This window comes from Massilia sp. HP4, assembly GCF_005222695.1.
GTDB lineage: Bacteria > Pseudomonadota > Gammaproteobacteria > Burkholderiales > Burkholderiaceae_D > Telluria.
In genome coordinates, this window is sequence record NZ_STGG01000055.1 from 24,720 (window position 1) to 49,072 (window position 24,353).

The following is a 24,353-nucleotide window of genomic DNA, read 5'->3' on the forward strand; positions in this document are numbered from 1 at the left end:
CGCATGCGCACGGGTTGCACCTATTAATCATAAAAAGCCGTTTCACACCCGTGGAACGCAGGATGGAGAGCACATGCAACAACGAACGAAGATCGCATTGGCCGTCGCGCTCGCGCTGCCTACACTGACTGCCGTTGCGCAGGAAGCACTGCAGCGCGTCGAGGTGACCGGTTCCCGCATTCGTCAAGTCGACCTCGAGACCGCACAGCCGGTGCAGGTGATGAGCCAGGAACAGATCCAGAAGAGCGGCCTGGTCACCGTCGGTGACATCATCAACAGCATGTCCTCGGCGGGCGTCCCGGCGTTCAGCAAGGGCACCGCGCTGGGCGCAGGCCGCGAACAGGGCGGCCAGTTCCTCGACATGCGCAACCTCGGCTCGCAGCGCCTGCTGGTGCTGGTCGACGGCAAGCGCTGGAGCCAGTCGGTCAACGGCTATACCGACATGTCGACCATTCCGTCGGCACTGATCGAACGCGTCGAGATCCTGAAGGACGGCGCCTCGTCGATCTATGGCTCGGACGCGATCTCGGGCGTGGTCAACATCATCCTGAAGAAAACCATGCAGGGCGGCCAGGCCAGCGTCTACCACGGCCAGAACGAAAAGAACGACGGCAAGACCAAGGACTACTCGATCTCCTACGGCGCCGGCGACGACAAGGCTTCGCTGCTGTTCGGCCTGACCCACACCGACCAGGGTCCGGTCTGGGCCAAGACCCGCGACATCACCGCGACCACCAACGGTCCCGACCGTCCGACCGCCGGCCTGGGCACCGGTCCATGGGGCCGTATCCGCCAGGTCAGCCCGACCGGCGCAGCCACCGGCTTCGACCAGGTCCTGAACCACACCGGCGGCCCGCTGGGCGACGGCGTCGGCGCGGATTCGCGCAACCCGGCCAACTACCATCCGTTCACCAATGCCGTGGACGACCTGTTCAACTCGACGAGCCAGATGCACTTCCTGACGCCGAGCAAGTTGACCTCGATCTTCGTCAAGGGCGAAGTGGCGTTGCCGTGGAATATGAACTTCAAGACCACCGCGATGTATGCCGACCGCAAGTCGTCGCGTTCGGTCGCCGGTTATCCGCTGAGCTCGACCTCGCAGGCCAAGTACCCGGTCTACGTCGACAAGGACAGCTACTACAACCCGTACGGCAATTCGGTGGCCGGCGCCGGCAACGGCCAGGACCTGTTCTTCTACCGCCGCACCATCGACGTGCCGCGCGTGACCGAGAACAACAACCGCACCCTGCACATCGACGCCGTGCTTGAAGGCGAATTCGCCATCGGCACCAACCCATGGAACTGGAGCGTCGGCTATAACCACAGCAAGGTCGATGGCGCCGTGCTGGGCTACGGCGACCTGAACCTGCTGAACCTGAAACGCGCGCTCGGTCCATCGTTCATGAACGCTTCGGGCCAGGTGCAGTGCGGCACCGCGGCAGCGCCGATCGGCCTGGCCGAGTGCGTGCCGTTCAACATCCTGGGCGGCCCATCGGCCTCGACCCAGGCAGCGCTGAACTACGTGATGTCGACTGCCCAGGCGACCTACAGCTCGGTCGTCAACAGCGCCACCGCCGACATCACCGGCGAACTGTTCCAGCTGCCGGCCGGCGCCGTCGGCGTCGCCGCCGGTATCGAACACCGCGAAGTGCGCGGCGACGACCTGCCAGGCCAGTTCGAGCAGTCGGGCTATTCGTCCAGCCTGGCCGGCAACGCCACCTATGGCCGCTACAGCGTGCGCGAAGCCTACCTGGAAGCGAACGTGCCGCTGCTCAAAGGCGTGCCGTTCGCTGAGCTGCTGAGCCTGAATGCGGCAACCCGCTACTCGGACTACTCGAACTTCGGTTCGACCACCAACAGCAAGTTCAGCTTCATGTGGAAACCGATCCGCGACGTGCTGACCCGCGGTACCTATGCGGAAGGCTTCCGTTCGCCAACCCTGGGCGACACCTTCGGCGGCGGCTCGCAGACCTTTGCCAGCTACCTGGACGTGTGCGACAGCCTGCACGGCGAAGCTGCCCGCAACCCGGCCGTCGCGTCCCGCTGCGCAGCCGACGGCGTGCCTGCCGGCTTCCGCCAGAAGAACCAGACCGGCGCCAATGTCGGCGCGACGGGCGCCCAGACGCCATTCCCGTTCACGACAGGCGCCGGCAATGCCTTCCTGGAGCCGGAATCGGCCAAGACCCGCACCCTGGGCCTGGTCATCAGCCCCTCGAGCGTGCCTGGCTTCTCGGTCTCGGTGGACTGGTTCAATATCCGGATCGAAAACCTGATCACCGGCGTCTCGGCGACCGACACCCTGGAAGAGTGCTACCTCAACAGCGTGCAGAACTTCTGCTCGCTGATCAAGCGTGACGCCAGCGGCCAGGTGGTCGACCTGCAGATCGGCAACACCAACCGCGGCAAGATCGAGACCGAAGGCGTCGACGTGGCGATCAACTACCGCCTGCCACGTACCCGCTTCGGCCAGTTCAGCATCCGCAGCGAGTCGACCTACACGGATTCGTACAAGCAGCAATCGACGCTCGATACCGACTGGATCGAATACGCCGGCGAATACGACATCTTCCGCGTGAAGTCGAACACCTCGCTCGACTGGAGCATGGGCAACTGGAGCGCCACCCTGACCGCCCGCTTCTTCAGCAGCCAGAAGAACCGTTGCTACTCGGCGACCCAGAACATCTACTGCTCGGATCCGACCGCCTCGGCGAGCTGGGGCACCGGCTACAACCGCCACGGCGAGATGTGGTTCGGCGACCTGTCGGTCGGCTACACCCTGCCATGGAACGCGAAGGTCCTGTTCGGCGCGAACAACCTGTTCGACAAGAAACCTGAGATCAACTACAGCGCCGGTTCGGCGACCGGCGGCAACTCGTCGTCGTCGTCGGTGTCGCCAGAACTGCCGATCGACCGCTTCTTCTACGTCCGCTACAACCAGGCGTTCTAACAAGCTTCAGGTTTCAAGCAATTTAATTGCTCGAAAGACCCATCCGACGCAAGCCGGGTGGGTTTTTTTTCGTCTTGCCAAATTTAGATCAATAATTGACTTGGCAGTCAATAACTTGTCAAATTAGCAATCAGTAAATACACATTTCCGCAACACATTTGTCATACAGACGTTTTAACGTTGACAGTGAAGTGCCGCGAATGTTTTTATTGCTGACTTGAAAAGTCGTTTAACCAATTAGTTGGCGTTTTTCAGCGAGTCGCTTCGCGACATTTTCGGTGGCAGTGCCCTTCCCATGGTGCCGCCGCGTTTTCACCCTAGGAGTTTGCAACATGATGGAAACACTCTTGTCCCGGTCGGTCCGCGCGATCTGCCTCGGCGGTATGACCCTCGGCATGACCGCAGCGGTCGCACAGGAAACTTCGCAGCAGCAAAACCTGCAGCGCGTCGAAGTGACCGGTTCCCGTATCCGCCAAGTCGACCTGGAAACCGCTCAACCTGTCCAGGTCGTGAACCAGGAACAGATCCAGCGCACCGGTCTGGTGACCGTCGGCGACATCCTGAACAACCTGTCGTCGGTCGGCGCGCCTGACTTCAGCAAGGGCGCCTCGCTGGTGTCGAACGCCGAAGTCGGTGGCCAGTACGTCAGCCTGCGCAACCTGGGCTCGAACCGCCTGCTGGTCCTGGTGGACGGCAAGCGCTGGACCCAGACCGTTGACGGCTACACCGACCTGTCGACCATCCCTGCAGCGATGATCGAACGCCTGGAAGTGCTGAAAGACGGCGCCTCGTCGATCTACGGCTCGGACGCGATCGCCGGCGTGGTCAACATCATCCTGAAGAAGAACATGCAGGGTGGCCAACTGTCGATCTACTCGGGCCAGAATGAGAAGAACGACGGCAAGAACAAGGACTTCTCGCTGAGCTACGGCGCCGGCGACGAAAAAGCCTCGCTGATGTTCGGCCTGTCGCACACCGAGCAGGGCGCAGTGTGGCCGTCGAGCCGCGCCATCACCCGCACCTCCGACGGTCCGAACTACCCGACCGCCGGCCTGGGCGCTGGCCCATGGGGCCGCATCACTCCGGTCGACCCGGTCACCGGCGGCCAGCTGACCGACCCGACCAAGGGTGGCTTCAACCAGGTGATCAACCACACCGGCACCTGGGATGGCCGTGGCGTCGGCGCGGATTCGCGCAATCCAGCCAACTACCACCCGTTCTCGAACGCGAACCACGACGACAAGTACAACTCGACTCAGGACATGAACCTGATCATTCCGTTCAAGTTGGACACCCTGTTCGTCAAGGGCGAAGTGCAGTTGCCGAAGGACATCCGCTTCAAGACCACCGCGATGTACTCGCAGCGTGAATCGAACCGCCAGATCGCCGGCTACCCGCTGACGTCGGTCTCGCAGCCAGATTTCCCGGTCTACATCGATGCGGGCAGCTACTTCAACCCATACGGTAACTCGGTTGCCGGCGCCGGCCTGGGCCAGGACCTGTACTTCGCACGCCGCACCATCGAGCTGCCACGTAGCACCGAGAACAAGAACCAGACCCTGCACATCGATGCGACCCTGGAAGGCGACTTCGCCATCCGTGACCTGGCGTGGAACTGGAGCGTCGGCTACAACCACAACAAGGTTAACGGTGCAGAACTGGACCGCGGCAACATCAACCTGCTGAACCTGAAGCGCGCCCTGGGCCCGTCGTTCATGAATGCCTCGGGCGCCGTCCAGTGCGGCACCCCGGATGCACCGATCGGCCTGGCCGAATGCGTGCCGTTCAACATCCTGGGCGGCCCATCGGCCTCGACCCCGGAAGCGCTGGCCTACATCAACGCGACCGGCCAGGCGACCTACGGTTCGACCATCAACAGCGCCACCGCCGACCTCGCCGGCGAACTGTTCCAGCTGCCTGCAGGCGCCGTCGGCGTTGCGGTCGGTATCGAACACCGTGAAGTCAAGGGCTACGAGCTGCCAGGCCAGTTCGAGCAATCGGGCTACTCGACCAACCTGGCCGGCAACCCGACCGAAGGCCGCTACACCGTGCGTGAAGCCTACGCCGAGCTGAACGTCCCTGTGCTGAAGAACCAGCCGTTCGCAGAACTGCTGAGCTTCAACCTGGCGACCCGCCACTCCGACTACAGCAACTTCGGCGTGACGAACAACAGCAAGATCAGCTTCATGTACAAGCCGCACAAGGACCTGCTGACCCGCGGTACCTGGGCTGAAGGCTTCCGCGCACCGACCCTGGGCGACACCTTCGGTGGCGGCTCGCAGTCGTTCGACACCTTCCTGGATCCATGCGACACCCGCTTCGGCGACGCGTCGCGTAACCCAACCGTCCTGGCACGTTGCGTCGCCGACGGCACCAGCGCGAGCTATCGCCAGCTGGTCCAGTCGGGCGCGGCAGTCAGCAGCAGCAGCGGCGACCAGAGCCTGGTGGCCTTCCTGTCGGGCGCCGGCAATGGCTTCCTGACCCCGGAAACCGCGACCACCAAAACCCTCGGCTTCGTGTACAGCCCGGCGTACCTGCCTGGTTTCAGCATCGGCTTCGACTGGTACAACATCCAGGTCGAGAACCAGATCACCGGCATCTCGGCCCAGTACCTGGTCGACCAGTGCTACATCCAGGGCGTGTCGGACTTCTGCTCGCAGCTGCGTCGTGACTCGGCTACCGGCCAGATCACCACCCTGTCGCGCGGCAATGCCAACCTGGGCGAAGTCGAGACCGAAGGTCTGGACATGTCGATCTCGTACCGCCTGCCACGTACTGCCTACGGCCAGTTCAGCATCCGCAACGAGACCTCGTACCTGGACAAGTACCGCAGCCGCAGCAGCTCGACCGAATCGTGGGATAACTACGCCGGCCAGTACTTCTACAACCGCGTGAAGTCGAACACCAGCATCGACTGGGCACTGGGCAACTGGAGCGCCACCTGGAGCTCGCGTTACTACAGCGGCGTCAAGGACACCTGCTGGGATGCGACCGGCGGCGTCGAGTGCAACATGCCTGACTTCAAGGCAACCTGGGGCACCGGCGCCAACAAGCTGGGTTCGAACATCTATCACGACCTGAGCGTTGGCTACAAGACCTCGTGGGATGGCCGTATCCTGGTCGGTATCAACAACCTGTTCGACCATGGCCCACGCATCGTGCGTAACACCCAGGCTTCGGCCTCGGCCATCGATGCGGACATGCCGGTGGACCGCTTCTTCTACCTGCGTTACAACCAGTCGTTCTAATGGAACGGGGCCGGAAGGCCCCCTCCTGAACGCCTGAACATGCCCGTCCGGCCTTGCCGGACGGGCATTTTTTCTTTGCGAGCCCACCCTCGCCCGCCCGGCGCGGTATCATGGCGGTTTGCCTGCGCCGCGCGCGCCACACTCCCCCCGTATGACCATCAAACTCAAGAACGACAAGGACATCGCCAAGATGCGCGTCGCCGGCCGCCTGGCCGCCGAAGTCCTGGAAATGATCAAGGAATACGTCGTCCCCGGCGTCTCCACCGAAGAACTCGACCGCCGCTGCCACGACTACATCCGCAAGGTGCAGAAGGCCACGCCGGCCAACGTCGGCTACCACGGCTTTCCCAAGACCCTGTGCACCTCGGTCAACGGCGTGGTGTGCCACGGCATTCCGAGCGAAAAGGACGTGCTGGCCGATGGCGACATCGTGAACATCGATGTCACCGTGATCAAGGACGGCTGGCACGGCGACACCAGCCGCATGTACTTCGCCGGCACGCCGCGTCCTGAAGCGAAGAAGCTGGTCGACACGACCTATGAGGCGATGATGGCCGGCATCCGCGCCGTGCGTCCCGGCGCGCGCCTGGGCGACGTCGGCCACGCGATCCAGAAGCTGGCCGAAGGCGCCGGCTATTCGGTGGTGCGCGACTATTGCGGCCACGGCATCGGCCGCGTCTACCACGAAGAGCCGCAGGTGCTGCACTACGGCCGCCCGAACACCGGCCTGCTGCTCAAGGAAGGCATGACCTTCACGGTCGAGCCGATGATCAATATTGGCGAGGAAGACGTGATCCAGCTCGACGATGGCTGGACCGTGATGACGCGCGACGGTTCGCTGTCGGCGCAGTGGGAACACATGATCGTGGTGACGAAGAACGGCTACGAGATCCTCACGCCCTGGCCGGACGCGAAGTAAGTAGCGTCGCTAAAAGGAAACCCGGCCATGGCCGGGTTTCCTTTTTCAGGCGTCGACCGTCATCCGACCATCAGAAGCTGTAGCGCGCCGATGCCGTGAAGTAGCGGCCGTACGGATTATGCAGCCCCTCGTTGTAGCCGGCCAGCGGTGCACCGTTGTTGGCGCCGTAGCGCGGATCGAACGGGGCCGCCTTGTCGAACAGGTTCTGGACGTTGAAGGTCAGCGCCAGGTTGCGGATGCCGGTATAGGTATACCCGACGCCGAAACGCACCCATTCCTTGACCTTGCAGTTCGGGAACTCACCGAGATAGCCTGGCACCGCGATGCTGGCGCTCGGCATGCTCGGGCTGGTTGCCGGCTGGTAGTGGCAGAACGCCTGGTCATACGTCGTGTCGTTGTCGTACTTGCGCAGCAGCGACACCGGACCGGTGTAGTTGATGTTGGCGCTGAAGGCGTGGTTGCCCCTGGTCAGCGAGGCCGATACCTGGGTCTTCCAGCGCGGCAGGTCGATGCCGCTCGACAGGTTCCAGTCGAGCAGGCCGGCGTTGTAGCCCACCAGGTTGTGCTCGGCATCGCCCGGTTCCTGCTGCAAGGTGTACGAGTGCATATAGGCCGAAGTCAGCTTGGCGCTGAAGTTGCCCCATTCGCCGAGGTTCTTGCGGAAAGCCATGTCGATGTCGACGCCGCGCACTTCCACCGAGCCCTTGTTCAGCCATGGCTGGCGCACCATCAGCAGCGGACCGGTGCCGGGGATCGGCACGCCGTTGGCGTCGGTCACGAAATTGTCCCGATTCTGGTCGCGCACGACCAGGTCGGGATTGGTGTCTTCGTCGCGCAGCGCGTCGAACGCCGAACCCAGGGCCACTTCGCCTTCCTTGCGAATCTTGTAGAAGTCGAGACCGATGTCGAAGTTCGGGGTCGGCGAGAACAGGATGCCGAAGGTATAGCTCTTCGACTCCTCGGGCCTCAGGTTCGGGTTGGCGCCACCGGTGCCCGATGCCGACTTGTTGCAGTCCACCTCGGTGGCGTTCGGCTTGGGCGTTTCCTCGTCGGTTTCGCAGCGGCGTGGATCGAACAGGCCGGACAGGAAGAACTGGGCGCCGCCCGGCGTCACCTGCGACAGGGCCGGCGCGCGGAAGCCTTCCGAATAGGTGCCGCGGAAGGCCAGGCTGCTGGTCGCGGTCCACTTGGCGCCGACCTTCGGCACGAAGTTGGTCTTGATGCCCGGATACTTGTCCCAGCGGCCGGCGAAGTCCATTTCGAAGTTGGTCAGGAATGGCGTACGCACCTCGATGAAAGCCGACTTGACGTCGCGCTCGCCGTCGATGATGGTGTTTGCCAGGCCATAGATCTGGCCCGAGGACAAAGCCTCATCCGGCACCATGACGAGCTTCTCACGGCGCGCTTCGGCGCCCACCGCGACGCCGATGGCGCCGCCGCCGAGCTGGCCGAAGGTGGTGTTGGCCTTGACGTCGAAGTGGGTGATCGACGACTTGTCGTCGCTGCTGGTGCTGCGGAACAGGTCCGGATTGGCTGACAGCTGGGCCAGGGTGGCGCCCGCGTTCAAGGTATTGAGCACCGGCAGGTAGAGGCGGCCCTGGTAGGTGTCCTCGCGCCGCGCCTCGTTGTACAGCATGCCGACTTCCCAGTCCCAGTTGAAGTGGGTGCCCTGCAGGCCGGCCAGGAAGCGCCCCTGCTCGTTGATGGTCTCGGTACCGGTCGGCGCGTTCTCGAAGCGGTAGGCAACCGAAGCCCGCGCGCCAGGGAACGGGTTATCCGGATGGCCGGCCGGCAGGATGGTCTGGTAGCTCGGCGCGACGCCGGTGGCGGTGAAGTTGGTCACCGGCGTGGTGCCGATCGTGATCGGATTGGCCGTGTACTGGCGTTCGGTGCGGGCATAGGTCGCTTCGGCAAAGGCCCGCACGTTCGGCCCCAGCTTGACGATGCCACGGGTCAGGAAACTGGCGTCCTTGCCCTCGCCGGTACCTTCCAGGTTCTGGTTGGTGTCGTAGTTGCAGAAGGTGCGGCCAATGAAGACGCTGGTGGCCGCCAGGCCCATGGCGGTCGAACCGACCAGCTGGCGCGACGGATCGCAGTCGGTGCTCAAACGAAGGCGCTCGGCGGCATTGGCCTGGGTGGCGGTGAACTGGCGCGAGTTCGGCGCGGTCTCGCGATAGAAGGCAGGCGCGCCCGAGACCGTGCTGCCATACGGCGTGGCGTAGCGGTTCGACAGGCGGCGGTATTGGTCGAACTCGATGTCCTTGACGTCTTCGCGCAGCACGCGATCGCGGTCGGACAGGTCGGCCGTGAAGAACACATTGTAGCCGTCGGTGTCCAGGTCTCCGGTGCCGGCGACCACGTTCACGCCCTTGCGCTTGAACTTGCCATCGTCGTTGGCGCTGGTACGGGCCGAGATCTCGGCGCCGTTGTAGTTGGTGCGGGTGATGAAGTTGATGACGCCGCCGATCGCGTCCGAGCCGTACACGGCCGAGGCGCCGTCGCGCAGGATCTCGACCCGCTCGAGCGCCGCGATCGGGATCGAGTTCAGGTCATACAAGGTGGAGTTGCCGTCGTTCGGGTCGGCATAGGCGGCCGGCGCCATGCGACGGCCGTTGAGCAGGACCAGGGTAGAGGTCGACGACAGGCCGCGCAGCGAAGCGCTCGAGACGCCGCGCGAGAAGCCGCCATCATTGGTGTCGAGGTTGACGTCGCTGCCCATCGACGGCACCAGGCGGATCAGTTCGGTGACCGTGGCTGCACCGGTCTCGCGAATGTCTTTCGCTGTGATGACCTGGATCGGCTGGGTGCCTTCCTTGTCGGTGCGCTTCAGGTTGGAACCTGTCACATACACGGTCTGCGCGCTTTCGGCCTCGGCATTCTGCGCCGAAGCGAAAGGCGTTGCTGCAAGCGCCGCGGTGACGGCGATGACGCTGTACTTCAAGAGTGGCTGCTTCATTGTTTTCCTCTCACTGCGTTGTCATTATTTTTAGACTTGCATCTCGTATGTATCGATACATACATGAGTGAGTCTCGCAGAGAGATGACAGAAAGAAAACTGGATTCGTAACAAATTACCCGTGCAACATGCTTCTGTTGTAAATCAATAACAAAATATTTTGTTCAACAAAAACCGAATTTGCATATTCTTTATGCGACATAAGCACGCTCTGACGATAGATATTACCAATTATAGGTAAACAATGAAATCCACTGGTACGCACGAAAACAGTGCATATCACGCTCCAAGTATGCACATTTGTTAAATATCAATTCCGTGTCACCTTTCCGCCAGAATGACAGCGCAGCAATATCGGGCGATCGTTGCACCTTGACTGTGCGTCGAGTGATGCGGGACGCGAGCCCAAGAAAAAGCCCCGGAGGCCGTAACGGTGTCCGGGGCTACTTTCACGATGAAGCGGATTACTTGGCGTTCATCAGCGCGACGGTGGTGTCGAGCATGCGGTTCGAGAAGCCCCACTCGTTGTCGTACCACGAAGTGACTTTCACCAGGCGGCCCGAGACCTTGGTCAGCGTGGCGTCGAAGTTCGACGATGCCGGGTTGTGGTTGAAGTCGACCGAGACCAGCGGATCGGTGTTGTAGGTCAGGATGCCGGCAAGCGGACCTTCCGACGCGGCCTTCTTCATGATCTCGTTGATCTCTTCGACGGTCGTGTCGCGCTTGGCGATGAACGACAAATCGACGATCGACACATTGATGGTCGGCACGCGGATCGCGAAGCCGTCCAGCTTGCCGTTCAGTTCCGGCAGCACCAGGCCGACCGCGGCCGCGGCGCCGGTCTTGGTCGGGATCATCGACTGGGTGGCCGAGCGGGCGCGGCGCAGGTCTTCGTGCATCACGTCGGTCAGCACCTGGTCGTTGGTGTAGGCGTGCACGGTGGTCATCAGGCCGGTTTCCAGGCCGATGGCGTCATGCAGCGGCTTGACCAGCGGGGCCAGGCAGTTGGTGGTGCACGATGCGTTCGAAATGACGGTGTCGCTGGCCTTGAGCACGTCCTGGTTCACGCCGAACACGACGGTCGCGTCGACGTCCTTGCCGCCCGGGGCCGAGATGATGACCTTCTTGGCGCCGCCCTTCAGGTGGGCCGAGGCTTTTTCTTTGGTGGTGAAGAAGCCGGTGCACTCGAGCACGACGTCAACGCCGAGCTCGCCCCATGGGATCTCGGCCGGATTACGCTGCGCGAACACGCGGATCTTGTCGCCGTTGACGATCATATTGTCACCTTCGACCGTGACGGTGCCCGGGAACTTGCCGTGGGCGGTGTCGTAGCGGGTCAGGTGGGCGTTCGACTCGGCGTTGCCGAGGTCGTTGATCGCCACGATCTCGATGTCCTGCTTCTTGCCGCCTTCATAGAAGGCGCGCAGGACATTGCGGCCGATACGGCCATAACCATTGATTGCAACCTTGATCGTCATGCTGTGCTCCTGATTGGAAAAAAACTTTTTTCGTAACGAACATAGTAAAACGGGCCGCCCCCAGGGGAGCAGCCCGCATGCAGCGAATGCTTATGCTGCGATAACTTCTTTCGCTTTCGCGACGACGTTCTCGACCGTGAAGCCGAAGTGCTTGAACAGCACCGGCGCCGGCGCCGATTCGCCGAAGGTGTCGATGCCGACCACGGCGCCTTCCAGGCCCACGTACTTGTACCAGAAGGCAGTCACGCCGGCTTCGATGGCCACGCGCGGCGTGCCCTTGGTGAGGACGCTGGCCTTGTAGCCCGCGTCCTGGCGGTCGAACACATCGGTCGACGGCATCGAGACCACGCGCGCGGCGATGCCCTCGCCTGCCAGCGCGTCGAACGCCTTGACTGCCAGTTCGACTTCCGAACCGGTCGCGATCAGGATGACCTTGGCGTCCGCCGTATCGCGCAGCACATAGCCGCCCTTGGCGATGTCGCTCACTTGCGCCGCTTCACGTGCCATGAACGGCAGGTTCTGGCGCGAGAAGATCAGGGTCGATGGACCGTCCTTGCGCTGCACCGCCGCACCCCATGCCACCGCCGATTCGACGGTGTCGCATGGGCGCCAGTTGTCCAGGCCAGGGATCAGGCGCAGCGACGAGACGTGCTCGATCGACTGGTGGGTCGGGCCGTCTTCGCCCAAGCCGATCGAGTCGTGGGTGAATACCGAGATCGAGCGGATCTTCATGAGCGACGCCATGCGCAGCGCATTGCGGCTGTAGTCCGAGAAAGTCAGGAAGGTCGCGCCGAACGGAATGAAACCACCGTGCAACGCCACGCCGTTCTGGATCGCCGACATGCCGAATTCGCGCACGCCGTAGTTGATGTGGTTGCCGGCGATGCCCGAACGTACCGGCACCGATTCTTTCCAGTTGGTCAGGTTCGAACCGGTCAGGTCGGCCGAGCCGCCCAGGAATTCAGGCAAGGCCGGGGCCAGGGCCTGGATCGCGTTCTGCGAGGCCTTGCGGGTGGCGATGGTCTCGGCCTTGTCCACGCAGGCGGCGATCGCCGCGTCCAGCGTCTGCTGGAAGTTACCTGGCAGCTCGCCCTTCATGCGGCGCTCGAGTTCGGCGGCCAGCTCAGGGTGGGCGCCGCGGTAGGCGTCGAACAGGGTGTTCCATTCACCTTCGGCTTGCGCGCCGCGCTCTTTCGCGGCCCAGGCTTCGTACAGGTCGGCCGGGATGTCGAACGGGATCGGATCCCAGATCAGGTGCTTGCGCACGGCCGCGATCTCGGCATCGCCCAGTGGGGCGCCGTGGACCTTGTCGCCGCCCTCCAGGTTCGGGGCGCCCTTGCCGATGATGGTCTTGCAGCAGATCAGGGTCGGACGGTCGGATTGCTTGGCTTTCTCGATGGCCGCATCGATATCGCCCACGCTGTGGCCGTCGACCTTCGGGATCACGTTCCAGCCATAGGCTTCAAACCGACGCTGAGTATCATCAGTGAACCAGCCTTCGACGCGGCCGTCGATCGAGATGCCGTTGTCGTCGTACAGCCAGATCAGCTTGTTCAGGCGCAGGGTGCCGGCCAGCGACGCGACCTCATGCGAGATGCCTTCCATCAGGCAGCCGTCGCCCAGGAAGGCGTAGGTGTAGTGATCCACCACATCGTAGCCCGGACGGTTGAATTCATTGCCCAGCAGCCATTCGGCCAGCGCCATGCCGACCGAGTTGGCGATGCCCTGGCCCAGCGGACCGGTGGTGGTCTCCACGCCCGGGGTGATGCCGACTTCCGGGTGGCCCGGGGTCTTCGAGTGCATCTGGCGGAAGTCGCGCAGGTCATCCATCGACAGGTCGTAGCCGGCCAGGTGCAGCAGCGCGTAGTGCAGCATCGAGCCGTGGCCGTTCGAGAGCAGGAAGCGGTCGCGGTTCATCCAGCCTGGATTGGCCGGGTTGTGGCGGTAGTGCTTGTCCCACAGTGCAACGGCAATCTCGGCCATGCCCATCGGCATGCCCGGGTGGCCCGAGTTGGCTTTCTGGACAGCGTCCATCGCCAGCGCGCGGATCGCGTTGGCCATCAGGGTGGTGGTTTGCGTAGATTTCATGGAGATCGTGGATCAGGGATTGGAAAGCGATGGCCTGCGGGCCGTAGCCCGTTATTCTACCAGACCGGGGTGCTGCCGATTTAAAATGCAGGTTTATTCCTTCAACGCAAGCCCTCGCTGCGACCAACCAGAATGCCCCGTTTTTATTGCCCCCAGCCGCTCGCCCTTGGTGCGACCGTCGACCTGCCGGAAGCCGTCGCCCACCACCTGCACGTGGTACGCCTGCAGCCGGGCGCCAGCCTGACCCTGTTCAATGGCGAGGGCGGCCAGTACCGCGCCACCCTGCAAGAGACCGGCAAGCGGCGCGCCAGCGCCACGGTCGACGCCTTCGAGGACGTCGAGGCCGAGCCGCCCTATGCCGTCACCCTGGCCCAGGGCTTGCCCGAAGGCTCGAAAATGGACTGGATCGTGGAAAAGGCGGTCGAACTGGGCGTGACGGCGATCCAGCCGCTGGCGGCCCAGCGCAGCGTGGTGCGCCTTGCGGGCGAGCGTGCCGAGAAACGCCAGGCCCACTGGCAGGGCGTGATCGTGGCCGCTGCCGAACAGTGCGGGCGCAACCGGCTGGCGCGGCTGCAGCCGCTGGCGGATGTGCAACCGTGGCTGGCAACGCCGCCGGAAGGCGTGCGCATCCTGCTCAGCCCGCGCGCGACGCAATCGCTGGCCGGCTGGGCCCGTGATCACGGGCCGCAGCCGGTGACCTTCCTGATCGGCCCCGAAGGCGGCCTCACGCCGCAAGAAGAAGACGCGGCCGTCGCCGCCGGCGCCCTGTTCCTGTCGATGGGACCGCGTGTGCTGCGCACCGAGACCGCCGGGCTGGCGGCGCTGGCCGTGCTGGCCGGGGCCTGGGGCGGGATGTAGGCGGCGCCGCGTCCTGCTTTATATAGCAAGGCGCTACGGAACGAAAAAAAGCCCGCCGGCATCGCTGCCGGCGGGCTTTTTACTGGACATCAGGCAGGCTTAGAACGTGTAGTTCGCGCCCAGGCTGAAGAAGCGGCCGACCGCGCCAGGCTGGTGCAGCGAGGCGTTGTACGAGGTCTGGTTACCCGCGTTGCCGTAGGTGGCGACGTCATACGGGGCTTCCTTGTCGAACAGGTTCAGGATCGAACCGCGGATGGTCAGGTTCTCGGTGACCTTGTACGCCACGTTCAGGTTGGTCGTGGTGAACGAGGACACGTTGCAATACCACGAAGGCTGGACCAGGCCCTGGAAGTAGGCGCGGCCACCAACGTGCTCCGCCGTCGTTGCGCAGTCGGTCTCGCCCAATGCCGGGTCGAACGTCGAGAAGCCGCTCGTGTAGTTCACGGTGGCGGTCACATCCAGCGGGCCGCGGGCATAGCCGAGGGTGAACTGGGCGCGGTCTTTCGGGTTGCCGGTGGCGCCGCCGACCGACGACGGGCCCTGGGTACCCGCCAGCTGGTATTTCTCGCCAGCGACTTCGGTCTCGTACCCGAAGGTATGGGCCGCGCTCAGGTTGGCCGTGATGGTGCCCTTGTCGCCCAGGCGCCAGCGGTAGCGCACATCCGCTTCGATGCCGTGGGTCTCGGTGCTGCCAGCATTGATGTACGGCGACAGGCCGTACAGGATCGGACCGGCGGCCGGCGTGCCCACCGACGTATTGTTGCCGACGCCGGTCGCGATGTCGATCGGCGCTGCCGGACCGCGCACCCAGGTCGGGGTAAAGCTCGGGTCGTTGCCGGCCTGGGTCACGATCAGGTTCTTGATCTGGATCTTGTAGTAGTCCAGGGTCATGTTCAGGCCACGCACCGGCTCGAGGATGACGCCGAAGGTAAACGATTTCGACTTCTCCGGCTGCAGGTCGGGATTGGTGGTCTGGACATATGGCGGGCTGAACGAGCAAGCCGACGGCACGTTGCCGGCCGTGGTCTGGCTGCCGTTGGCGCACAGGATCGGATCGCTGATCGCGTTGAAGGTGAAGAACGAACCGGCGTTGCCGACCTCGGCCGGCGACGGTGCGCGGAAGCCGCGTGCGAAGGTACCGCGCAGGCCGATCTGCTGGCTCGGCGTCCACTTGAAGTTGGCCGACGGCGTGAACGAGCGGCCGTAGGTGTCGTAGTGGTCGTAGCGGCCGGCGACGCCGACTTCGACGTTCTTGATCGGCGTCGCTTGCAGCTCGGCGAAGGCCGCCTTGTTGGTCTCTTCGCCGATCGTGAAGGCCGAGGTGCTGGCCACGGCACCGTTGGCCGTCAGGCTCGACGGCGGCGCATCCTGCTTGCGCTTGTGCCAGTGCAGGCCGGCGGCGAAGTTCAGCGGACCGGCGCCGAAGTTCGACAGCAGCTCGCGCGAACCGATCAGGTCGGCATAGTTCAGGGTCGACTCGATCTTGTTGCTGAAGTGCGGCGAGACCTGGTTCATGACGGCTGGCGAGTTACCGCCCAACACATTGAAGCTACCGTTGCGCAGTGCGTCGTACAGCGCGGAGCGGTTGACGTAGCCGCTGTAGTCGAGGTCGTTCTTGACCTTGGTAGCGCCGACCGAGGCGGTCACGTCCCAGCCGTAGGCGCTGCCGATCAGGTCGGCCGAGAAACGGGTCGCGGTCGATTCGTTGTAGGTGGTCAGGGCCGGGCCGACATCCGGGATGTAGCCGTACAGGCGGGCGTTCTGGCCGAACGGATTGGTCACGTTGGCGCCGACTTGCGCGCCCGGCGCGAAGGTCGTGTTCGGCACCGCGCCGACGCGCGGGGTCAGCACGCCATTGACCAGCGTGGTGGTGCCGTTGAAGGCGGTCGGATTGTACTGCAGCGGAGAGTTGTTGGCGCTGTTGCGGTTATTGGTACTTTCGCGGCGGAACATCGAGCCCTTGAACTGCACTTCCCAGTCTTCGCTCAGCTTCTTGGTCATGCCGACGAGAAGGTTGAGGTTCTCGGTCGGTGGCTGGATGAACGACTCGGTGTCGCGCACCGAGCAGCCGCCGGCGCGGTATTTGGCGAAGTTGCAGTTCGGGTCCAGGAACTGGTAATTCGCCGGGTTGTCGACGTTGTTGACGCCGGCCGGGTTGTTCGGGTTGCTCGGGTTGTACAGGAAGGGGCTGCTGGCCGCGGTCAGGAAGTTATTGATATTGGTCGGCACGCCCAGGGTCAGGTCGTTGCCGCCGCGTGCGCGCCAGTCGCGGTTGGCGTAGCCGAAGTTCTCGCGGTCGGCCACGTAGATCGGGTCCTGCTTGCGGTATTCGGCGGTGATGAAGGCGTTGTAGCCATCCGCGCCGAGGTCGCCGATGCCGGTGCTGATCGAGGCGCGCTTGGTCTTGCCGCCGCCGTGCTGGGTGTCGCCCACCTCGGCCGACAGGCGGGTGCCGTTCAGGTTTTTCTTGAGCTTGATGTTGATCACGCCCGCGATCGCGTCAGAGCCATACAGCGACGATGCGCCGCTTTTCAGGACCTCGATACTTTCGATGGCGTCGAAGGGAATCGACGACACGTCCACGAAGGAGCGCTGGGCGTCGTCCGACAGCGGATACGGGGCCATGCGGTGGCCGTCGATCAGCACCAGGGTGGCGCCGACGGTCAGCCCGCGCAACGAGATGCCCGAGGCGCCGTTGGCGAATGCGCCGGCGAAGCCGGTGCCCAGGGTGCCGGCGCCGTTGGCGGCCAGGTCGCTCAGCAGTTCGGCAACCGAGGTCTTGCCGCTCTTCTGGATATCGGCCGCGGTCAGTACCTGGATCGGGGTCGGGGTTTCGGTATTGGTGCGGCTGATCAGCGAGCCGGTCACGACCACGCGCTGGGGCGCGCCCGCGGCGGGATCGCCCTGCCCCGGGGTCTGCGCCAGTGCCGGCGCGGCGCCGGCCAGGGCGCCGCTGGCGATTACGCAGGCGATGGCGCACGGCATCGACTTCAGTTTTAACATTGTGCTTCTCCTTGCTGTTCTTTTAGGTGGTTTCATGCGAGCGCGTGCATCGGGTCGCAAGCGATTTGTTGGCACCAAAACAATTTCCTCTGTATATCCTCACCATAGGGAGAGGATTTGCTATACATATCGATCATTCAGTACGAACACCCTCAATTGGCGTTTTTTGGAAATAGAACGTCATTTAAGTGAGCCCATAAAACCATATCAAAACGAAAAGCGTCAACATGCGCATCGCATATGCACATTGTTAAATTGAATCAATTCCCGTCGGCAGACGTTCGGTTTTTCGATCGGCTGTGTGCGCCGAACAGGGCAATGCTCACCTGTGAAAACCGCCCCGAGGCACGGCACAGTACGCTAAGTTCTTGTATTTACAATGGTTTCATAAAGATATGCATAGCAAATCAGCGGGATCGTCACGCGAGAAAATCATGATTCGCATGCACATACGGTATGCACGCGATCTGCATGCAAAAAAACAGTAGATGACTTATGAGATAGTTGTGTAAAAACCACGCTATAGCCAAGTGGCTTTTTGTTATTCATCCAAAAGGATGAGGGCGAATTTTTGGGCGCAAAAAAAGCCGCTCCAAGGAGCGGCTTCGCGCTGCGACGGCCGCAAGGCCGTCGGTGAGCAGGATCAGAACTTGCGGTCGTACATGACCGAGAAGCGTGCTGAACGCGGCGCGGTCAGCGACAGCGGAGTTTCGTACAAGCTGCTGACGTTGGCGCCATTGTTATAGGCCTCGGTCACGTTCTGGACGGTCTGATCGTTGAACACGTTGAACACGTCGATGCGGAACTGCAGGCCTTTTGCAAAGTTCGGCTTGTAGGCCAGGTTCAGGTCATAGCGGTGCTGCCATGGCAGGTTGCCGACGGTGCCGCGCGGGGTCACGACGTTTTGTGCGCGGGTCGCACCGCCGCAATAGAAGGTCTGGTTCGCGTAGTTCGGCGAATCGCCAGGCGATGCCGCGCTACCGATGCAGCTGCGCGGACGGCCGGAGGCGACCAGCACATTGCCGCCGACGACGAACTCGGGCGTGATTTCATAGAAGCCGAAGGCCTTGACCACGTGCTTGCGGTGGTTAGGCAGGTAGCCGTACGCGCCTTCCATCAGCTCTGGATAATCCCACGACGAGGTCACGGCGACGTCGGCCTGGCCGTTATCCGAACGCACCTGGCCTTCGGTATTGCCCTTGCTGCGCGACCAGGTGTAGTTGACCTTGCCGTACCAGCCGTTGCGGAACGGATGCTCGAGGAAGGCGTCGAAGGCTGCGTAGGTGCGCTTCGGCTTGTCGAAGCCCTGCTCTTCCTTGCTCAGGAAGACTTCGGTCAGGCGGCTCGGATCGCCGTAGAAGTCGACCATGAAGGTATTGTCCTGACCCGGGTTAAAGGTCTGGCAAGCATTGCCCCACAGAGGATTGGTGATCTCGATGCCGTTGGCCTCGGCATAGCGTGCGAACGGACGACCGTCGCAGAAATCGTCGATGGTCGATTTCAGCTTGCGGTAGGTCACCTTGCCGCCGAAATTCAGCGATGGCGAATAGGCACGCTCGAAACCGAGGCTGACTTCATCCTGGTAGGCAGGATCCATGTCCTTGGCCGCCAGCGCCTCGACCACCTTGTCCTGGCCGTACTCATTGTTCGTCGACAGCGGCACGCTCAATTGCGTCAGGCCGGTAGGGGCGCCATTGGCGTCGGTACCGGTGTAGGTGAAGTACTGGGCGGTGTAGGTCGAACGACCGGCGCCACGCACCGAGATGTGGGTCGGAATTGGCACCGAGTAGCGGCCGGCGGTCGCGAATACCTTGAAGCTGGCGTCCCCATTGACATCCCACACCGCCGCCAGGCGCGGCGTGATCTGGTCTTTCATCTCGAGGAAGGTGGTCTTGGTGTCGTTCTGGTTCTTGAACGACTCGTTACGCACGCCTATCGTCACCAGCAGGTTGCGCGTGGCTTGCCAGCGGTCTTCGACATACCATGCGCTCTGTTCGCCGTACGAGTCGGTTACCGTCGAGAACAGGTCGCGCGTCACGTAGTAACCCTGGCTGGCCAGCGTGCCACCGGTGCTCGCCGGGCTCGGGATCAGGACACCGGCCGGGCCCTCGATCTGGGCATTCGGATTGGTGGCACGGAAATACGTCCACATGCCGCCACCGGCACGCAGGTCACCGGCCGCCATCGACTCGATCTTGTTCTGGTCGAAGCCACCGCGCAGGGTATGGTCGCCCACACGCCATTCGATGTCCAGGCGGCCGGACTTGACGATGTCTTGGGAACCTGGCGCATGGATGTTGCCGCTGATGTTCTGCGGGTTGTTGTAGTTGAGGCCAGGCGCGCGCGCATCGACGGTCGACGAGATCTGGTACAGGTCCGGGTTGTAGCCGGTGAAGTAATTCTCGTGCGTCGACTTCGAACGGCCGTACAGGGCAGTGACGGTCAAGTCGTCGGTCAGGTTCCCGACATAGCGCAGGGTATTGATCTTGGCGCCGTTATTGTCGACGTTGACCAGCTTGGAGTTCGATGTGACGACGCCAGTGCGGCTGCGGGTGGCGTAGTTGAAACCGCTGTCCGCGTAGTTCTCTTCGGGGGTGTCGCCCAGCGTGGTGAATTCGAGGCGATGGTTGTCAGTGATATTCCAGTCGATCTTGGCCATGTAGCGCTCGAGCTTGGTGTCGCGATCGCGCCAGCCTACCCGGTCGTTATTGGTCGCGATCCGAAAACCGTTGACCAGGCCTTCTTCGGTATCGGTCTTTTCTGCGGAAGCGAAGAAGAACAGCTTGTCCTTGATGATCGGACCGCCGACGTAGGCGCCATATACCTTGCGGTCCAGGGTATTTTCGGCGCGCGCCAGGCGCAGCGTGCCGTCGGTCGCGGCATTGGTCGGCGCACCGGTATTGCGGTAATAGATATCGTGCGGCTTGGCGCGCAGCGATTTAGGTTCCCAGGTCACGATGCCGCCCGCTTCCCAGGTATTGGTGCCGCTCTTGGTGACGATATTAACCACGCCGCCGATCGAACGACCGAATTCGGCGCCGAAACCACCGGTCATGACCTCGGCTTCGGCGATGGCGCCGAACGGCAGCTGCGCCGCGCCCAGGCCGGTCAGAGGGTTCACGACAGGGAAACCGTTGATGTAGTACGAGTTCTCGGAAGCCGCGCCGCCGCCGAACGATGCGCCACCAGAGAACCGAGGATCGGCGGTGGTGGTGTTCGGGGCCAGCTGGATGATCGACTCGACGTTGCGGCCGATCGGCAGCGCCGCCAGCTGGCGCGCATTGAAGGTCGCGCTATTGGTGGAGTTCGAGGTGTCGATGGTGGCGCGGGTGCCGGTCACCTGCACGACGGCGGTGCCGCCCGCCGTATTGTTGGTGAAGATCGCCTCGCCATTGCGGCCGATCCCGGTTTCCACCTCGACCGTGGCAACCACGCCGCCATCACGGATCTGCGACACGCGGTAGGTGCCGCCCGGCAGCGAACTGGCCGTGAAACGGCCCTGGGCATCGGGCGTCAGGGTACGGCGGATGCCGATGTCCGGGTTCTCCACTAGGATCTGGACATTGCTGCCCGGGGCGACGGTACCGAACACGCTGCCGGACGCGTTCGACTGCGCCATTGCCGGCGACATCACGGCCAGGCCGAGCACGGCCCCACCGAATGCAAGACTCAAAGCGTGAACTAATACGGTTTTTTTCAACATGTGATTTCCTGTCTTATTTTTTCGGCCTGTGCCGATGTGGTTTTACGTGCGGATCACTACTGCCGCTTTTCCTCTCTTGACCCCACTGACGGAATATTCATTTAAATGATAATTGCGCCAGGAGAAGCATTTACATAAAAACACGGAGAAAGTTCTTGTGTCAATGACACACTTCAGAGGTATGCACATAAACAACACTCCTCCGTGGGCGACCATCTGGCCAGAATAAAAATTATCCGCAATGGTGCATTGCCGCACAATTTTGACCACACCGTCGCCAAAAAGGGGAGTCGACGCAATATTCTGCCTATCGTTATGTGAATTTTCACACCAACCATACATACAAAGGCAAATGTCACATCAGGGCATATGTCATTCGGAAACATGTCATATATGAATAATTTTATTGGCAATTACTTACCAAAAAACAAGAAAGGATATTCGATCTGCTTATACCCACTCTGAGAGAACAGAGTGTTTCTTGAGCTTTCGCAAGACAAATCCTCGCTGTTGTGCTTACGACGACTGCGGTACTGCAGCACGGCTGAAGTAAAATAGTGCTTTGCCTGTCCACCTTTGTTGCCTCACCAGCAACCACCCTCCATGCTCCGTATCAACGAACTCAAACTCCCCCTGAACCACCCCGAACCGGCCCTGCGCGAAGCCATCCTGGCCCGTCTCGGCATTGCGGATACCGACCTGGTCGACTTCAGCGTCTACAAGCGCAGCTATGATGCGCGCAAGAAGTCCGCCATCGTGCTGATCTATTCGATCGATGCCGACGTGCGCAATGAAGCGGCGGTGCTGGCGCGCCTGGGGCACGACCGCCACGTGATGCCGTCGCCCGACGTCGACTACAAGTTCGTGCAGGTAAACAAACCGGCGCCGGGCACCCCGCGTCCGGTGGTGGTCGGCACCGGCCCCTGCGGCCTGTTCGTGGCGCTGGTCCTGGCCCAGATGGGACTGAACCCGATCGTCCTGGAGCGCGGCAAGATCGTGCGCGAGCGCACCGTCGACACCTTCGGCTTCTGGCGCAAGCGCAAGCTCAATACCGAGTCGAACGTGCAGTTCGGCGAAGGCGGCGCCGGCACCTTCTCGGACGGCAAGCTGTACAGCCAGATCAAGGACAGCAACCACCACGGCCGCAAGGTGCTGACCGAGTTCGTGCGCTTCGGCGCCCCGGAAGAAATCATGTACGTCAGCAAGCCGCACATCGGCACCTTCCGCCTGGTCAAGATGGTCGAGCAGATGCGGGCCGAGATCATGCGCCTGGGCGGAGAGATCCGATTTGAGACCCGCGTGGACGACGTGCTGATCGAGGAAACCGGCGGCGTGCGCCAGGTGGTCGGGGTGCGCCTGTCCAGCGGCGAAGAAATCGCCACCCGCCACCTGGCGCTGGCCATCGGCCACAGCGCGCGCGACACCTTCCAGATGCTGTACGACCGCGGCGTGTACGTCGAAGCAAAACCGTTCTCGATCGGGTTCCGGGTCGAGCACCCGCAGTCGCTGATCGACGTCTGCCGCTTCGGCCCCAACGCCGGCAACAAGCTGCTCGGCGCGGCCGACTACAAGATTGTGCACCATGCCTCCAACGGCCGCTCGGTCTACAGCTTCTGCATGTGCCCGGGCGGCACCGTGGTCGCCGCCTCGAGCGAAGTAGGCCGCGTGGTCACCAACGGCATGAGCCAGTATTCGCGCGCCGAGCGCAACGCCAACAGCGCGATCGTGGTCGGCATCGAGCCGAGCGACTACCCGGGCCACCCGCTGGCCGGCATCGCCTTCCAGCGCGAGCTCGAATCGCGCGCCTTCGTGCTGGGCGGCAGCACCTATGACGCGCCGGGCCAGCTGATGGGCGACTTCGTGCGTGGCGTGCCGTCGAAGGAATTCGGCTCGGTGATCCCCTCGTTCCGCCCGGCGGTGCACCTGACCGACCTGGCGACCTCGCTGCCTGACTACGCGATCGTGGCGATGCGCGAAGCCTTCGTCGCCTTCGACAAGCAGATCAAGGGCTACTACAAGGAAGACGCGGTGCTCACCGGCGTCGAGACCCGCACCTCGTCGCCGATCCGCATCCGCCGCAACAACGACGACCTGCAAAGCCTGAACACGCGCGGCCTGTTCCCGGCCGGCGAAGGCGCCGGCTATGCGGGCGGCATCATGTCGGCTGCGGTGGACGGCATCCGCGTGGCCGAGGCGGTAGCGCTCGCGATGGCGGCCAGGTGAGCGGCCGCGCCGCGTCGGACGCGACCGACGTGGGTGGCGTCGCCGCGCCCGCGCTGGCGATCCTCGGTTCGCTGGTGTCGGTCAATGCCGGCGCGGCCTGGGCCAAGGGCCTGTTCCCGGTGGTCGGCAGCGCCGGCGTGGTCGCGCTGCGGGTCGGGCTGTCGGCCCTGATCCTGCTCGCGATCGTGCGGCCGTGGCGCTTTGCCCTGCGCCGCGCCGACATCCCCAACGTCGTCATCTACGGCGTGATGCTGGGGGCAATGAACCTGTTCATCTACCGCTCCTTCGAGCGCATCCCGCTCGGGATCGCGGTGGCGATCGAGGTCACCGGGCCGCTGGCGGTGGTGATCCTGTCCTCGCGCCATGCGCGCGACTTCCTGTGGGTGATGCTTGCCGCCGTGGGCTTGTGGCTGCTGCTGCCCGTGCGCGGCACGCCTGGCGGCGCGGCGCTCGACCCGGTCGGCGTGGCGTATGCGCTGGCGGCAGCGTTCTGCTGGGCGATGTATATCGTGTTCGGCAAGCGGGTATCGATGCTCGACGGCGGCCAGGCGGTGTCGCTGGGGCTGCTGGCGGCCTGCATCTTCGTGGTGCCGTTCGGCGTCGCCCACGCCGGCGGCGACCTGCTGGCGCCCGCGGTGCTGGGCGGGGGGCTGGCGGTGGCGCTGCTGTCGTCCGCCCTGCCCTATACGCTCGAGATGAAGGCGCTCAAGCGCCTGCCGCAGCGCGTGTTCGGGATCCTGGTCAGCGCCGGGCCGGCGGTGGCGGCGCTGGCCGGTTTTCTCCTGCTGGGCGAGCGCCTGACGACCTTGCAATGGCTGGCGATCGGGCTGGTGACCCTGGCCTGCGGCGGCGCAGCGGCGACGGCGGGCAAGCGCTGATTGAACGCGTCGGCGGCGTAGCCGCCGACCCTACGTAGGGTTGGCGGCTACG

11 protein-coding genes are annotated in these 24,353 nt (G+C 63.1%); 6 read left to right on the forward strand and 5 right to left on the reverse strand.

Features of this window, described 5'->3' with window-relative positions; genetic code table 11:
- The first annotated feature begins 73 nt into the window (after positions 1 to 73).
- The 3 genes from E8M83_RS20690 (at position 74) to map (ending at position 7,114) form a co-directional block, all read left to right on the forward strand.
- A complete protein-coding gene (locus E8M83_RS20690) occupies positions 74 to 2,947 on the forward strand; it encodes a TonB-dependent siderophore receptor (protein WP_137175244.1) in 2,874 nt (957 codons plus the stop codon).
- A gap of 332 nt (positions 2,948 to 3,279) precedes the next feature.
- Positions 3,280 to 6,195, forward strand: coding sequence for a TonB-dependent siderophore receptor (locus tag E8M83_RS20695; RefSeq protein WP_137175245.1), 2,916 nt, complete (start codon positions 3,280 to 3,282; stop codon positions 6,193 to 6,195).
- Positions 6,196 to 6,346: 151 nt separating this feature from the next.
- Positions 6,347 to 7,114 (forward strand): type I methionyl aminopeptidase, encoded by a 768-nt coding sequence (gene map, locus E8M83_RS20700; protein ID WP_137175246.1) that lies wholly within the window; start codon positions 6,347 to 6,349, stop codon positions 7,112 to 7,114.
- 70 nt (positions 7,115 to 7,184) lie between these two features.
- Here the strand turns inward: map and E8M83_RS20705 are convergent, their stop codons facing one another.
- The 3 genes from E8M83_RS20705 to tkt form a co-directional block, all read right to left on the reverse strand.
- Positions 7,185 to 10,070: a TonB-dependent siderophore receptor gene (locus E8M83_RS20705; protein WP_137175247.1), complete on the reverse strand. Its 2,886-nt coding sequence runs from the start codon at positions 10,068 to 10,070 to the stop codon at positions 7,185 to 7,187.
- 464 nt (positions 10,071 to 10,534) lie between these two features.
- Positions 10,535 to 11,548 (reverse strand): type I glyceraldehyde-3-phosphate dehydrogenase, encoded by a 1,014-nt coding sequence (gene gap, locus E8M83_RS20710; RefSeq protein WP_137175248.1) that lies wholly within the window; start codon positions 11,546 to 11,548, stop codon positions 10,535 to 10,537.
- Between the two features lie 90 nt (positions 11,549 to 11,638).
- Positions 11,639 to 13,636, reverse strand: a complete 1,998-nt coding sequence (tkt, locus tag E8M83_RS20715) for a transketolase (RefSeq protein WP_137175249.1) — start codon at positions 13,634 to 13,636, stop codon at positions 11,639 to 11,641.
- Between the two features lie 132 nt (positions 13,637 to 13,768).
- On the opposite strand from tkt, the gene E8M83_RS20720 reads away from it, so the two are divergent.
- Entirely contained in the window at positions 13,769 to 14,494 is a 726-nt protein-coding gene (locus tag E8M83_RS20720) for a 16S rRNA (uracil(1498)-N(3))-methyltransferase (protein ID WP_137175250.1), read from the forward strand.
- Between the two features lie 99 nt (positions 14,495 to 14,593).
- Here the strand turns inward: E8M83_RS20720 and E8M83_RS20725 are convergent, their stop codons facing one another.
- Complete coding sequence (locus E8M83_RS20725) at positions 14,594 to 17,497, reverse strand: TonB-dependent receptor (protein WP_137175251.1); 2,904 nt, start codon at positions 17,495 to 17,497, stop codon at positions 14,594 to 14,596.
- Positions 17,498 to 18,140: 643 nt separating this feature from the next.
- Complete coding sequence (locus E8M83_RS20730) at positions 18,141 to 21,200, reverse strand: hypothetical protein (protein ID WP_137175252.1); 3,060 nt, start codon at positions 21,198 to 21,200, stop codon at positions 18,141 to 18,143.
- Positions 21,201 to 21,803: 603 nt separating this feature from the next.
- Between E8M83_RS20730 and E8M83_RS20735 the strand changes: the two genes are divergently transcribed.
- The gene (locus E8M83_RS20735) at positions 21,804 to 23,423 is read left to right on the forward strand and encodes an NAD(P)/FAD-dependent oxidoreductase (RefSeq protein ID WP_137175253.1); all 1,620 of its coding nucleotides are present in this window, start codon (positions 21,804 to 21,806) and stop codon (positions 23,421 to 23,423) included.
- Positions 23,420 to 24,301 carry an EamA family transporter gene (locus tag E8M83_RS20740; RefSeq protein WP_137175254.1) on the forward strand — a complete coding sequence of 294 codons (882 nt, stop codon included), beginning with the start codon at positions 23,420 to 23,422 and terminating at the stop codon, positions 24,299 to 24,301. The genes E8M83_RS20735 and E8M83_RS20740 overlap by 4 nt, the downstream gene beginning before the upstream one ends.
- The last annotated feature ends 52 nt before the right edge of the window (positions 24,302 to 24,353 follow it).